Annotated in this window: 7 protein-coding genes and 2 pseudogenes; 6 read left to right on the plus strand and 3 right to left on the minus strand. The window is 72.5% G+C overall.

Going from position 1 to position 14,088, the window contains the following annotated elements; translation table 11 throughout:
• Positions 1-7: 7 nt before the first annotated feature.
• Positions 8-478 (plus strand): cation:proton antiporter regulatory subunit, encoded by a 471-nt coding sequence (locus SH922_RS19125; RefSeq protein WP_393059156.1) that lies wholly within the window; start codon positions 8-10, stop codon positions 476-478.
• Positions 479-480: 2 nt separating this feature from the next.
• Positions 481-1,737 carry a cation:proton antiporter gene (locus SH922_RS19130; RefSeq protein WP_393059157.1) on the plus strand — a complete coding sequence of 419 codons (1,257 nt, stop codon included), beginning with the start codon at positions 481-483 and terminating at the stop codon, positions 1,735-1,737.
• Positions 1,738-1,773: 36 nt separating this feature from the next.
• Here the strand turns inward: SH922_RS19130 and SH922_RS19135 are convergent.
• A pseudogene (locus SH922_RS19135) lies at positions 1,774-2,307 on the minus strand (MarR family winged helix-turn-helix transcriptional regulator); the annotation flags it as partial.
• Between the two features lie 133 nt (positions 2,308-2,440).
• On the opposite strand from SH922_RS19135, the gene SH922_RS19140 reads away from it, so the two are divergent.
• Positions 2,441-2,965, plus strand: coding sequence for a nitroreductase family deazaflavin-dependent oxidoreductase (locus SH922_RS19140; RefSeq protein ID WP_393059158.1), 525 nt, complete (start codon positions 2,441-2,443; stop codon positions 2,963-2,965).
• A gap of 17 nt (positions 2,966-2,982) precedes the next feature.
• Here SH922_RS19140 and SH922_RS19145 read toward each other — a convergent pair whose 3' ends face one another.
• Positions 2,983-4,527 carry an MFS transporter gene (locus SH922_RS19145; RefSeq protein ID WP_393059159.1) on the minus strand — a complete coding sequence of 515 codons (1,545 nt, stop codon included), beginning with the start codon at positions 4,525-4,527 and terminating at the stop codon, positions 2,983-2,985.
• 142 nt (positions 4,528-4,669) lie between these two features.
• Positions 4,670-5,755: a PucR family transcriptional regulator gene (locus SH922_RS19150; RefSeq protein ID WP_393059160.1), complete on the minus strand. Its 1,086-nt coding sequence runs from the start codon at positions 5,753-5,755 to the stop codon at positions 4,670-4,672.
• 304 nt (positions 5,756-6,059) lie between these two features.
• On the opposite strand from SH922_RS19150, the pseudogene SH922_RS19155 reads away from it, so the two are divergent.
• The 3 genes and pseudogenes from SH922_RS19155 (at position 6,060) to SH922_RS19165 (ending at position 14,076) form a co-directional block, all read left to right on the plus strand.
• Positions 6,060-6,723, plus strand: a pseudogene (locus tag SH922_RS19155) (hypothetical protein).
• 144 nt (positions 6,724-6,867) lie between these two features.
• Complete coding sequence (locus SH922_RS19160) at positions 6,868-8,994, plus strand: flotillin family protein (protein ID WP_393059161.1); 2,127 nt, start codon at positions 6,868-6,870, stop codon at positions 8,992-8,994.
• Between the two features lie 138 nt (positions 8,995-9,132).
• Positions 9,133-14,076 carry a DNA repair ATPase gene (locus SH922_RS19165; protein ID WP_393059162.1) on the plus strand — a complete coding sequence of 1,648 codons (4,944 nt, stop codon included), beginning with the start codon at positions 9,133-9,135 and terminating at the stop codon, positions 14,074-14,076.
• The last annotated feature ends 12 nt before the right edge of the window (positions 14,077-14,088 follow it).

Here is a 14,088-nt window from a genome sequence, read left to right on the forward strand (position 1 = left end):
GGAAGCCATGGGAACCCACCGCACCACGCTGCCCGGAGTCGGCGTGCAGTACGACTACACCACCGAGTCGGGACAGCACATCTCCGTCGTCGTGCACCACGACGGACGTCGGTTCATCGGCTTCTACGACCAGGGCGACCCCGATTCCTGTCAACTCTCGGTACCCCTGACTCCACAGGAGGCCACCGGGCTCGCCCACCTCATCGACGCGGCGCCGATCGACGCCGTGCGGACCGAGGGCATCGACCTGGTCACCGAGCACATCCCGCTCGGGACGCGTTCCCCGTACGGCGGCCGGCTGCTCGGGGACACCCGGGCGCGGACCCGGACCGGGGCCTCGATCGTGGCGGTGCTGCGGACCCACAGCGCACATCCGTCACCCGGGCCGGACTTCCGGCTCGCCATCGGGGACACGCTCGTCGTCGTCGGTACGAGGGAGGGCGTCGACACGCTCTCCGAGATCATTGCGGAGGGCTGACCGTGCACGACACGACCGCACTGCTGGTGGAGCTCGGCTCCGTCATCCTGGGACTGGGCATCATCGGCCGGTTCGCCGGCCGCGTAGGACTCTCGCCCATCCCGCTGTACCTGCTGGCCGGGCTCGCCTTCGGCGAGGGCGGGCTGCTGCCGCTGGGAGCGAGCGAGGAGTTCACCGCCGTGGGCGCCGAGATCGGCGTCATCCTGCTGCTGCTCCTGCTGGGTCTCGAATACAGCGCCTCCGAACTCGTCACCAGTCTGAAGACCCAGTACCCGTCCGGCGCCGTGGACTTCGTACTCAACGCGACCCCGGGCGCCGTCGCGGCCCTGCTGCTCGGCTGGGGTCCGGTGGGCGCCGTGGCCCTGGCCGGGGTCACCTGGATCTCCTCGTCCGGGGTGATCGCCAAGGTCCTCGCGGACCTGGGCCGTCTCGGCAACCGGGAGACGCCCGTCATCCTCGGGGTGCTGGTCATCGAGGACCTGTCGATGGCCGTCTATCTGCCGCTGCTCACCGCGATGCTCGCGGGCGTCGGCTTCGCCGGGGGCAGCATCGCGCTGCTCATCGCGCTCGGCACCGTCGGGTTCGTGCTCTACCTCGCGCTGCGGCACGGCCGGCTGATCAGCCGGGCCGTGTCCTCCGACAATCCGGAGATGCTGCTGCTCGTCGTGCTCGGGCTGACCGTCCTGGTCGCCGGTGTGGCCCAGCAGTTGCAGGTGTCGGCGGCCGTCGGCGCGTTCCTCGTCGGCATCGCGCTCTCCGGAGAGGTCGCGGAGGGTGCGCGCAAGCTGCTGACCCCGCTGCGGGACCTCTTCGCCGCCGTCTTCTTCGTGTTCTTCGGGCTCTCCACCGATCCTGCGGAGATTCCGCCGGTGCTGCTGCCGGCCGCGCTGCTGGCCGTCGTCACCGTCTTCACCAAGATCGCCACCGGCTGGTACGCGGCCCGGCGGGCGGGCATCGGATCGCGCGGGCGCTGGCGGGCGGGCGGCACGCTCGTCGCCCGCGGTGAGTTCTCCATCGTCATCGCCGGTCTGGCCGTGGCCACCGAGCCCCGGATCGGGCCCATCGCCACCGCGTACGTCCTGATCCTCGTGATCGTCGGCCCGCTCACCGCGCGCTGGACCCAGCCGGCGGTCGAGCTGATCCGGAAGTGGCGCGGCAAGGGCGACGGCCCGGCCGCCACGCCCGGTGAGCCCGGCGTGGTCCCGGCCGCGCGGGCGGCGGCGGCCCCCAAGGAGGAGCTCGCCACGTCCGCGGACTGACCCGCGCCCGGGCCGCCGTCGGCTGCCGTGGGGGGGGGGGAGGTCGGGCGCCCAGCCCAGGGGGTAGGCGTCCGCGCCGCCCCCGGGCACGGCCGGTTCACCGCCCGCCGCGCTGAACGCCGTCAGCCCGTCGATCAGCGCGGTGCACTGCTCCGGCGCGAGACGTTCGACGATGGCGGCGACCTCCCGGCGGCGGGCGGACGTGACGTCCTCCACCAGCCGGCACCCCTCGGGGGTCACCCGCAGCGAGGTCTCCCGGCGGTTGGCCGGTTTGACCTGGCGTTCCGCCAGACCGGCGGCGATCAGCCGGTCCACCATGCGCATCGCGGTCGACGGGTTCACGCCGAGCCGCTCGGCGAGCGAGACGAGCTTGGCGTCCCCGTGCGTGGCGAGCACCACGAGCAGCCGGAACTGGGGCAACGTCACCCGGTCCTCGACCGTCGCCAGTGAACGGGCGGACACCGCCACCAGCAGTCGCGACGCCGTCAGCACCGCACGCGTCACCGCGTCGACGTCGTCCCCGCCCGGGGCGGACGGTCGTTCCTCGGGTGACTGTTCCTGCGCGGCCATGCCTCTTTGTACCGTGCGGGACGGCCGTACTCGAATCCGGACCGCACCGAGGCCGAAACGGTGTCGAACCGGTACCGAATCCATGGCGCAAGCCTATGAAACCACCATTGGACTGTGCAACGTTTGCACAGTGATGCCTGAACCCGCACCTTCGCCCGGACCGCAGCGCCCGCCGCTGCCGACCGGACTGCGGCGCACCGCCGCCCGGCTGCCCGTCCACATGTTCCGCGCGGGGCTGGGGCCGTTGTTCCGGGGCCGTCTGCTGCTCCTCGTCCACACCGGGCGCACCACGGGCCTGCCCCGGCGGACGGTGATCGAGGTCGTCGAGTCCGCGGTCGTGGACGGCCGGCGGAGCTGGACGGTCGCCTCCGGCTTCGGCCCGGGCGCCGACTGGTACCGCAACCTGCTCCGTACACCCCACGCCGCCGTGCAGGCCGGCCGCAGGTTCCACGCCGTGACGGCGCACGTCCTGCCGGCCGAGGAGGGCGGCGAGCTGATGGCGCGGTACGCGCCCCGCCACCCCCGGACCGCCCGCCGGCTCTCCGCGTTCATGGGGTTCACGGTCGACGGCAGTGCGCGGGACTACCGGAGAGTCGGCGAGTCGATCCCGTTCGTCACGCTGGTGGAGGGCACCGGGGCCGGCGGGCGCGGCCGCTGAGGGGCGAGCCGGGTGCGTCAGGCCGGTGCCGCCTCGGTCTCCTCCACCAGGTGGGGCCGGGGCACGCCCCGGCGGTAGAGGATCACCGTGACCAGCAGGCCGAGGCCGAAGAAGCCCGCCGACCACCAGTACGCGGTCGAGTAGCTCTCCAGCTGGGCCTGGGCGACGGCTGCCGGAGTGGGCTTGCGGCCCACCAGGTAGTCGGTGGCTGCGCTGGTGGCGAGGGTGTTGAGCAGCGCCGTACCGATGGAACCGCCGACCTGCTGGCTGGTGTTGACCATCGCGGAGGCCACCCCGGCGTCGCGGGGCGCCACCCCGGCCGTGGCCAGGTTCATCGCCGTGGCGAAGATCATGCCGAGGCCCAGGCCCAGGCAGATCAGCGGGGGCAGCACATGGGCGAGGTAGCTGCTGCTCAGATCCAGGGTGGTCAGCCACACCATCGCGGCCGCCGAGATGCCCATGCCGAGCGGCACGATCGGCTTGGCCCCGAACCGCGGCACCAGCGTGTTGGTCGTCGTCACGGACGTCACGATCATGACGGCGACCATGGGCAGGAAGGCCGCGCCCGTGGAGACCGGCGAGTACAGCAGGCTCTTCTGGAGGTAGTAGGTGAGGAACAGGAACACGCCGAACATGCCGGCGCCGGAGATGAACATCGCGAGGAACGACGCCGCACGGTCCCGGTCCAGCACCACGCGCATCGGCAGCAGGGGATGCTCGGCCCTGGTCTGCCACCACGCGAACGCGGACACGAGCACCGCACCGGCCAGCAGGAAACCCCAGGTCTGGGGCGAACTCCAGGGATTCGTCTCGGCCTTGGAGAAGCCGAACACGATGCAGAAGAGTCCGGCGGAGACCAGCAGGGTCCCCGGGATGTCGAGCTTCGGGCGGTCGGCGGGCGCGCCCGCGGTGAGCAGGCGCGAGCCGCCGATGAAGGCGAGAGCCGCGAACAGCAGGTTCACGTACAGGCACCAGCGCCAGTTCAGGTACTCGGTGAGCACCCCGCCGAGCAGCAGCCCCACCGCACCGCCCGCCCCCGCGATGGCGCCGTAGATCCCGAAGGCCTTCGCCCGCTCCTTGGGCACGGTGAACGTCGTGGTCAGGAGCGAGAGCGCGGCCGGGGCGAGGAGCGCGCCGAACACGCCCTGCAGGGCGCGGGCCAGCACCAGGATCTCGAAGCTCGGGGCGGCGCCGCCGATGGCCGAGGCGACCGCGAAGCCGACCAGCCCGGTCAGGAACACCACCCGGCGGCCGACCAGGTCGGCGATGCGTCCGCCGAGCAGCAGCAGCGAGCCGAAGGCGAGGGCGTACGCCGTCACGATCCACTGACGGTTTCCGTCGCTGAAGCCGAGGTCCTGCTGGGCGGAGGGCAGCGCGATGTTCACGATCGTCGCGTCGAGGACCACCATCAGCTGGGCCAGCCCGATCACCCCCAGCACCCACCACCGGTGGGAGGGCCCGCGCTCCTGGCCGGGAGCCGCCCGGGACGCCGGCTCGGTGACCACCCTCCCCCGCTGTCCGCCCTCGGCCGGTTCCCCTGACTGACGTGCATGACGGGCCATGGTGCGGTTCTCCCTCGCTGCACCGGAATCCCCCGACTGATCACGCTAGGCGGAGGTCGGCGTCCCCGCATGCGGGGACGCCGGCGACGGGCAACGCTGCCGGAACCCGGCAGCAGGGGAGCGGTCGGGCGGTCTTTGGGGCTCAGACCTCCTTGGCCGGCCAGTCCAGCAGCCGGGCCCCGATCACCGCGGTCTGCAGGGTGTAACGGTGCATCGGGTCGGACGGGTCGGAGCCGGTGAGCTGGTGGATCCGCTCCAGCCGGTACGTGAGCGCCCGCACGCTCAGCGCCAGCCGCCGGGCCGTCTCGGCCGCGACACAGCCCGCGTCGAAGTAGACGGAGAGCGTCTTCAGCAGCGGCTCCGCGCCGCCCCGCGCCTGCTGGAGCGGGCCGAGCTCGCTGCGCACCAGATCGGCCATCGCCTGCCGGTCCCGGGTCAGCACGGGGTAGACGAGCAGATCAGCGGCGTACAGCACGGGGCCATCCAGGCTCATCCGGTCCGCCAGGTCGAGCGCGTCCAGTGCCTCGTCGTACGACTGGACCACACCACCGGGACCCCGATGGGGACGGCCGACCGCCACCCGGCCGCCGTCCGTCGCCGCGTGCGCCTGCTTGGCGAAGTACCGCAGGACATCGGGCTGGCTGCCGGGCGCGATGCAGATCAGCCGGCCGTCCTTCGTCGTGAGGAGGATCTTGCGGCCGCTGAAGCGGGCCAGCAGCGCCGACTCCACCTGCCGCGGCTCGGCGTCGGTCTCGTTGTACGCCGCCGGGCCCGTCGCCACCGCGACGGCGTGGGCGCGGGAGAGCCGCAGCCCGAACCGGGTGGCGCGCTCGGCGAGGCGGCCCAGGTCGCTGCGTCCGTACAGAAGGTCGTCGATGAACTCACGGCGGGCCGCCTCCTCCCGCCGGATGGTGAGGCGCTGGGCCCGCTCGAAACCCTCGGCGAACGCGTCGACGGCCTGCTCCACCGCGGCCAGCACGCTCTCGGTGGACGCGGCGGCGGCAGCAGCCGGCGCTCCGGGGACGGCGGCCGGCCAGGCGGTGCGGGTCTCGGCCAGATGCATACGGACCAGCGCGCGCAGTTGGTGTCCGGCCTCGGCGGCCTGCCTGCCGAGGGCGCGGCGGGCGTCGAGCTCCTCCCGGGTGAGCCGACGGCCGGAGACGGCGACCTCGCCCAGGATCCGGGCGTAGTCCTCCAGGAAACTGCCGGGTATCTCCGGTTCCGCCACGCGCCCGCCCTCCGCTGCTGATGCGTACCTGATATTTGCACAACGCGTATGCGCGCATGCCGGTGCCCGGCATCGAGCGTGCGGAAAGACTGCCGGAATCCGGCAATGCGGCCGGCCGGCCGTGGATGACACGATCCTGTCAGCACCAACCGGGGGACCACGGGGGAAACGCGGGGGTGCAGGGGGACGGGGGAAGACCCGGCTGCCGCGGTGCCGTTGGGACGGCGCCGCGGCTCCGGGGTCACCGCCGGACCCCGCACGGACGCCGGCCGGACTGCCGGCACGGCGGGCAGGGGGTGGACCTATGCAGGAGTTTCTGACCGCGGCGCAGTCCTTCCCGGCCGTGCTCTTCTCCGCGGCGCTGGTCGTCGTCATCGCCTTCTGGCTGCTCGTCCTCGCCGGTGCGGCCGACCACCACTCCTTCGACGCGGACCTCGACACCGATCTCGCCGGGATCGGCGGCGTTCCCGTCACCGTCTCGGTCTCCGTGATGGTGGCCGTCGGCTGGTTCACCGCCCTGACCGGTTCGGTCCTGCTGCACCGCAGCGACGCCACCGGAACCGCCCGGGCCGCGCTCGCCTTCGGCGTCCTCGCCGGCGCGCTGCTGGTCGCCTGGGCCGTGGTGCGGCTGCTGGTTCACCACTTCCGCCGCTTCTTCGCCGACCAGCCTCCTCCATCGCGCCAGGACTTCCTGGGCCGCGTCTGCACGATCCGCACCGGCTCGGTCGGTACGGACTTCGGTCAGGCCGAGGTCGCCGCGGCCGACGGATCCACCGCGATCGTCCAGGTACGTCAGCTGGCACCGGCCGACACCGCGTTCACGGCGGGGAGTTCGGGGGCTGCTGTACGCGTACGACGAAGCGGGCGAGTTCTTCTGGGTTTCCCCGTACGACCGCGCGCTCGACCCTGGACCGCCTCCGGCCCTGCCGCGTCCGCACCGCCGTACGCCGCCCGGCCGCACCGCCTGATCCGGGCCTCCGCCCGGGCCCGGCACCACACGCCTCGTCGTGCCGCCCCGTGCTGCCCGGCAGGTGCCGCCCGGCCCGTGCGCCGCGCGCACCCACGTCACCTCACCCTTTCCGTTTCCGTACCACCAGCCGCCAAGGACTGTCATGGAAGCCATCTCCTTGGGCCTCGGCCTGCTCATCGCCGTGGTCCTGCTCATCGCGATCGCCCTGCTCCTGGTCGTCACCCGGCTCTTCCGCAAGGTGGAGCAGGGCAAGGCCCTGATCATCTCCAAGACCAAGAAGGTCGACGTGACCTTCACCGGTGCCGTCGTCCTGCCGGTGCTGCACAAGGCCGAGTACATGGACATCTCGGTGAAGACCATCGAGATCCGGCGCACCGGGCGCGAGGGCCTGATCTGCCAGGACAACATCCGCGCCGACATCCACATCAACTTCTTCGTCCGGGTCAACAAGACCGTCGAGGACGTCATCAAGGTCGCCCAGGCCATCGGTACGGAACGGGCCAGCGACAAGGTGGAGATCCAGGAGTTCTTCGCCTCGAAGTTCTCCGAGGCGCTCAAGACCGTCGGCAAGCAGCTGGACTTCGTCGACCTGTACACCAAGCGCGAGGAGTTCCGGGACCGGATCATCCGGGTCATCGGCACCGACCTGAACGGCTACCACCTCGACGACGCGGCGATCGACTTCCTCGAGCAGACGCCGATGACGCAGCTCGACCGCGCCAACATCCTTGACGCACAGGGCATTCGGAAGATCACCGAGCTGACGGCGATCGAGCACGTACGGACCAACGAGTTCCAGCGCACCGAACAGAAGGAGATCACCCGGCAGGACGTGGACGCCCGGGAGACCATCCTGGAGCTGGAGCGCCGGCAGGCCGAGGCCGAGATCAAGCAGCGCCGCGAGGTGGAGACCCTGCGCGCCCGCGAGGAGGCCGCCACCGCCCGGGTCCAGGAGGAGGAACGCCTGGGCGCCCAGGCCGCGTTCATCAGGACGGAGGAGCAGCTCGGTATCCAGCGGGAGAACCAGGCGCGGGAGATCGCCGTCGCACAGAAGAACCGCGAGCGGGTCATCGCCGTGGAGAACGAGCGCATCGAGAAGGACCGCATGATCGAGGTCATCGGGCGCGAACGGCAGACCGAACTCAACCGCATCGCCGCGACGAAGGAGGTCGAGGCGGAGCGCCGCGAGGTCGCCGACGTGATCCGCGAGCGCATCGCGGTGGACCGTACGGTCGCCGAGCAGGAGGAGTCCATCAAGACGCTGCGGACCGTCGAGGAGTCCGAGCGCACCCGCAAGTCGGTGATCATCGCCGCGGAGGCGGAGGCCCAGGAGAAGCTGGTCAAGGACATCAAGGCGGCGGAGGCCGCCGAGGCCGCGGCCACGCACCGGGCCGCGGAGCAGCTGACGCTCGCGGAGGCCCGGCTGAAGACAGCGGACCTGGACGCACGGGCGAAGCTGCGGCTGGCCGAGGGGGTCCAGGCGGAGTCGGCGGCCCCCGGACTCGCGGACGTGCAGGTGCGGGACGCCGCGGCCGAGGTCATCGAGAAGACCGGCCTGGCCGAGGCCGAGGCGACGTCCGCCCGGCTCAGGGCCGAGGCGGAGGGCTCCCGGCTCAAGGCGCTCGCGGCGGCCGAGGGCACGCAGGCCCAGGCGACGGCCGACGCGGCGATGATCGGCGAGAAGCTGAAGGCCGAGGCGGCGGGGCTCACGGACAAGGCGGCCGCGATGGCGGCACTGGACGACGCGTCGCGCGGGCACGAGGAGTACCGGCTGCGGCTGGCCGCGGAGAAGGAGATCAGGCTCGCGGGGCTGGAGGTCCAGCGCCAGGTCGCCGAGGCGCAGGCGACGGTGCTGGCCACGGGCCTGGAGAACGCCGACATCGACATCGTCGGCGGGGAGTCGGTCTTCTTCGACCGGCTGGTCTCGTCCATCTCGATGGGCAAGAGCCTCGACGGGTTCGTCGAGAACTCGGACACGGCGAAGGCGCTCGGCGGGGCGTGGCTGAACGGCACGTCGTCGTTCACGGACGACCTGACGCGGGTGCTGGGTTCGGTGTCGTCGGGTGACGTGCAGAACCTGACGGTGTCGGCGCTGCTGATGCGGATGATGGCTGCGCCGGGGGCGGGCGGAGCGGGTGCGGACCAGGTGCGTCAACTCCTGGACCACGCGCGGTCGCTGGGCCTGGCGGATGTGCCGGTGGGCACGGTCCCGAACCCGTCCCCGAACCCGTCCCCGGCCCCGGCCCGGAACGGTACGCCGGTGGGGTAGCCGGACCCCTGGTCCTCAATCGCCGGACGGGCTGGTTCGGGCCGGACCCGCCCGGCCGGCGATTGAGGACACACGCCGGCCGCAGGCCACCGATCCCCCAGGCCACCGATCAGCCCGCCCCGTAAGGAGCCGCCCCGCATGGACACCGCCACCCCGCCGCCCCCGGACGGCCCCGAGGACGGGGCCTACGACGTGCTGCGGCGGCGGCTGCGCACCCAGGCCGCCGAGCTCGCCCGCCGCGCCGAGGCGCTCAACGAACGCCGGACCGAGGAGTTCGGCTCCACCGGACTGCGGCTGCTCGGCAGCGAGCAGGTCCGGACCGCGCAGCCCTCCGTCCCCCGCGACCTCGTCGCCGTCGGCGGACAGCTCCTGTTCGGCTTCGAGCGCGGTCCCGGCCGGACCGACGAACCCGCCGTCGACGACGTACTCGCGCTGTACGGCGCCGACCTCGCCCCCGGCACCCACCCCCTCCTCGCCGACGAGGACTTCGTACGCGAGTTCAGCGGACTGCACCGCTACTACCGCGACGCCCGGCTGCTGCGGCTGCGCCGCATCGAGGGCCGGCTCCTCGCCGTGTTCCGTACCGGCGAAACCGCCGAGGACATCCGCGTCCTGCGCTGGGCGCTCGACGCCGACGGCTCACCCGGCGCCTTCCTCGACGCCCGCGGCGAGCGCGACCACGTGTTCCCGCCGTCGCACGACTTCAGCTGGACCGTCGCGGGCCGCGAGACGCACATCGCGGGCCCGCATCCGCACATCGCCGTCGGTGGCCCCGGCGACGGGGCGCGTGCCCCGCTCTTCGTCTCCACGCTCGGCGGGCATCTCACGCTCAAGACCGTCGACGACACCGGATCCCCCGACGGGATCTACCGCGAACCGGTCACCGAACCCCTCCAGTCGCTCGCCGACGCCGAGGTCGAGTACGCGGAGTCCGGCCCGCTGGTGCTGCTGCGCATCCGGCCCTACAAGGAGGAGGCCTGGCGCCATCTCGTCTTCAACGGACTCCTCGGCACCGTGCAGCGGCTGGACGGAATCGGTCCCGCCTGCCACCGGCTTCCCGAGGAGCAGGGGATCATCTTCCCCGGCGGCTACTACCTGACCGCCGGCACCGCCAAGACCTTCGACATCGCCCTGCCGCTCACCGACCCCGTCTTCGAGGGTGCCGTCCGCTCCCCCAACGGCGAGGACGTCCTGTACGCGTTCCGCTCGCGTCAGGACGGGCGCAGCCTGCTGCTCCCGTACAACGTGATCCGGCAGGAGGTCGCCACCCCGCTCCAGGGCCGCGGCCACGCGCTGCTCGACGACGGCTCGCTCGTCGTTCTGCGGGACCCGGTGGAGGGCCCGGACGGCGGTCCGGCCCGAGTTCATCCCGTGCAGCGCTGGCAGACGCCGTACGTCTCCGACACCTACGCCGCCTCCCGCCCCGTCGGGACGGGCCCGCTCGCCCGGGTCGGCAACGCCGATCTCGTGCGCGGCATCTCCGACTGTCTCGCGCTCGCACACAGCGCCGACGGGACCACCCCCACCGCTGCCGTGTACGCGCAACTGGTGGCCGACTGTGCCCGCGCCGCCGACCGGTACCACTGGCTGGACGAGAGCGAACTCGACGGCCTCGGCGAACCTTTGGCCGCACTCCGCGACACCGCGCAGCAGATGCTCGCCGAGTTCGACGCCGTGCAGGAGCAGACCCGACGGGCCGCCGAAGCACTCGCCGAGACGGCGGACCGGATCACCACCCTCGTCCGCCGGATACGCGGCGAGGCCCCCCGGTCGGCCGCCGAATGGGTCGAGCGACTGACCGAACTGCGCGCAGCCCACGGTCACTTGGCGACCCTCGGAGAGATGCGGCACGCGGACACCGGACGGATCGCCGAACTCACCGTCGCGACCGCCGACGACCTCACCGCCGCGGGCCGGCGTGCGGTCGCGTTCCTGTCCGGGGACGACGCGTTCGCCGGCTACCACGAGGACGTCGCCCGGCTCACCGAGGAGGCCTCAGGCCTCACCACCGTCACCGACGCCTCCGCGCTCGGCGAGCGGCTGGCGGGGATGACGGACGGGCTGAGCACGGTGACGGACGTCGTCGCCGGGCTCGACATCGGTGACGGCATGGTCCGCACCTCGATCCTGGAGCGGATCGCCGAGGTGCTCGGCGGGGTGAACCGGGCCCGCGCCACGCTCGACGCCCGTCGGCGAGCGCTGCTCGACCAGGAGGGGCGGGCCGAGTTCGCCGCCGAGTCCGCCCTGCTGGGGCAGGCCGTCACGGCCGCACTGGCCGTCGCGGACACCCCGGACGCCTGTGACGAGCAGCTCGCGCGGCTGCTGCTGCAACTGGAGAACCTGGAGGCGCGGTTCGCCGAGTTCGACGACTTCCTGGCCGAGCTGGGCGAGCGACGGACAGAGGTGTACGAGGCCTTCTCGGCCCGCAGGCAGACCCTTCAGGACACGCTCGCCCGCCGGACCGAACGCCTCGCCGCGTCCGCAGCCCGGGTGCTGGAGACCGTCGCGCGCCGCAGTTCCGCGCTGCCCGACGCGGACGCCGTGCACACCTACTTCGCCTCCGATCCGATGGTCGCCAAGATCCGCCGCACCGCCGACGAGCTGCGCGGACTCGGCGACGCGGTCAGGGCCGAGGAGCTGGAGGGGCAGCTGCTGGCCGCCCGCCAGGAGGCGGGGCGGGCGCTGCGCGACCGCAGCGAGCTGTACGCGGACGGCGGGGCGACGATCCGGCTGGGCCGTCACCGCTTCGCGGTGAACACCCAGCCGTTCGAGCTGACGCTGGTGCCCCAGGGGGACGGGCTCGCCTTCGCCGTCACAGGAACCGACTACCGGGCTCCGGTCACCGACCCGGACTTCCGGGCCACCCGCCCGTACTGGGACCAGCTGCTGCCCTCCGAGTCCCCGTCCGTCTACCGGGGCGAGCACCTGGCCGCCCGGCTCCTCTCCGAACACGGCTCGGACCGGCTGAGATCCCTGGAAGCGGGTGAACTGGCCCAGCTCGTGAGGGAGTCGGCCGCTGCCGCATACGACGAGGGGTACCAGCGCGGTGTCCACGACGAGGACGCCACGGCGATCCTGGCCGCCCTCCTGCGGCTGCACGCAGCCGCGGGGCTGTTGCGCTTCCCGCCCGGCGTGCGGGCCGCCGCCCAGCTCTTCTGGGCGTACGGGACGGACGACGTCCGCCGGACGTCCTGGACGCGCCGGGCCCGCTCCCTGGCCCGGGCCCGCGACACGTTCGGTCTCGCCCCGGCCGTCGCCGCGCTCCAGGAGGAGTGGGCCGAAGCCATCCGGGGGGACGGCCCTCGCGCCGTCGCCGCCTACCTCTTCGAGGAGCTGACGAGCGGCCCGGAGGGGTTCGTCACAGGCGAGCCCGTTCGCACCTTCCTGGACAAGTTCCGTCGCACGACCGGCACTTCGGCGTACGACGAGGATCTGGCCGCGCTTGCGGACGATCTGCCCGCCCGCCGCCAGCTCGTCGAGGGCTGGCTCACCTCGTACGCCCGGGCGAGCGGTACGGACCTGGACGCGGGCGATCTCGCGGAGGCCGTCGCCGTCGAGCTGTGCCCGGAGCCGGTCCTGGCCCGCTACGAGGGCGACGCGCCCCTCACCACGACCGTGGACGGCCTCCTGGGCGTCCACCCGCGCATCGAACGGGGCCGGCTGACCGTCCGGATCGATGAACTCCTGTCCCGGACGGAGGAGTTCCGTACGACCACCGTCCCCGGCTTCCGCGCCTACCAGCGCCGCCGCACCGCCCTGGTCGCCGCCGAACGCACCCGGCTGCGACTGGACGACCACCGGCCCCGGGTCATGTCCGCGTTCGTCCGCAACCGGCTGCTCGACGAGGTGTACCTGCCGCTGATCGGCGACAGCCTCGCCAAGCAGATCGGCACCGCCGACGCCGACCGGCGCACCGATTCGCAGGGCCTGCTGCTGCTCGTATCGCCTCCCGGTTACGGCAAGACGACGCTCATGGAGTACGTCGCCGACCGGCTCGGCCTGGTCCTCGTCAAGGTCAGCGGCCCCAGCCTCGGCCACGACGTGACCTCGCTGGACCCCGCCCGGGCCCGCAGCGCGACCGCGCGTCAGGAGATCGAGAAGATCAACTTCGCGCTGGAGGCGGGCAACAACACCCTGCTGCACATCGACGACATCCAGCACACCTCACCGGAGCTGCTCCAGAAGTTCATCCCGCTCTGCGACGCCACCCGCAGGATCGAGGGCGTGCGGGACGGCGAACCGCGCAGCTACGACCTGCGGGGCAAACGGTTCGCGGTGTGCATGACGGGCAATCCGTACACCGAGTCCGGGGAACGGTTCCGGATCCCCGACATGCTCGCCAACCGGGCCGACGTCTGGAACCTGGGCGAGGTGCTGAGCGGCCGCGAGGACGTCTTCGCGCTGAGCTTCGTCGAGAACGCGCTGACGGCCAACCCGGTACTGGCCCCGCTCGCCGGACGGTCACGCGAGGACCTCGCGCTGCTGCTGCGGCTCGCCTCCGGCACCGACGCCACCGCCCGGGCGGACCAGCTCCAACACCCCTGCGCACCGGTCGAGGTGGACCGGATCACCGCCGTGCTGCGCCATCTGCTGCACGCCCGCGACACCGTCCTCTCCGTCAACGCCGCGTACATCGCCTCGGCCGCGCAGACGGACACGACGCGCACCGAGCCTCCGTTCCGCCTGCAGGGCTCGTACCGCAACATGAACCGGATCGCCGAACGCATCGTGCCCGTCATGAACGACGCCGAACTGTCCGCCATCATCGACGACCACTACACGGGCGAGGCCCAGACGCTCACCACGGGCGCCGAGGCGGCCCTGCTGAAACTCGCCGCCCTGCGCGGAACGCTCAGCCCCTCGCAGGCGGAGCGCTGGTCCGCCGTCTCCGCCTCGTACGTACGCACCCAGGCGCTCGGCGGACCCGACGGCGATCCCCTGACCCGTGCGGTGGCAGCACTCGGGCTGCTCGCGGACCGGATCGCGGCCGTCGAATCGGCGATCAGCCGGGCGGCGGACCCGCGCCATCTGCTCACCCGGCCACCGTCCGCGGCGCACCCCGGGACACACGAGGACCACTGACCGTACCGATCA

The organism is Streptomyces sp. LN549 (assembly GCF_043203805.1).
Taxonomy (GTDB): Bacteria; Actinomycetota; Actinomycetes; order Streptomycetales; family Streptomycetaceae; genus Streptomyces.

Excerpts from the sequence above, each read along its gene's own strand:
- SH922_RS19160 (WP_393059161.1), top strand. The coding sequence starts at position 6,868 with ATGGAAGCCATCTCCTTGGGCCTCGGCCTGCTCATCGCCGTGGTCCTG.
- SH922_RS19165 (WP_393059162.1), top strand. The coding sequence starts at position 9,133 with ATGGACACCGCCACCCCGCCGCCCCCGGACGGCCCCGAGGACGGGGCC.
- SH922_RS19145 (WP_393059159.1), bottom strand. The coding sequence starts at position 4,527 with ATGGCCCGTCATGCACGTCAGTCAGGGGAACCGGCCGAGGGCGGACAG.
- SH922_RS19125 (WP_393059156.1), top strand. The coding sequence starts at position 8 with ATGGGAACCCACCGCACCACGCTGCCCGGAGTCGGCGTGCAGTACGAC.
- SH922_RS19140 (WP_393059158.1), top strand. The coding sequence starts at position 2,441 with ATGCCTGAACCCGCACCTTCGCCCGGACCGCAGCGCCCGCCGCTGCCG.